Origin of the sequence: Porphyromonas sp. oral taxon 278 str. W7784 (assembly GCF_000467855.2) — a bacterium.
Taxonomy (GTDB): Bacteria; Bacteroidota; Bacteroidia; order Bacteroidales; family Porphyromonadaceae; genus Porphyromonas.
The window spans coordinates 328,969-329,197 of sequence record NZ_KI259221.1 but is presented as its reverse complement, the minus strand read 5'-3'; positions in this window follow the sequence as shown (position 1 = coordinate 329,197).

Sequence of the window (229 nt, the reverse complement as noted above, 5' to 3'; positions counted from 1 at the left end):
TCAATTCACGCACCCCGGGAGGGGTGCGACAGGTAGGTGTTGTGGCCAGACCCGTCGAGGTCGACGTTTCAATTCACGCACCCCGGGAGGGGTGCGACGCGTACCTTTGCCGTGAGAAAACCAACAACACAACGTTTCAATTCACGCACCCCGGGAGGGGTGCGACACTCACTGACTGTTTAGGTGACAAACTGATAACGTTTCAATTCACGCACCCCGGGAGGGGTGC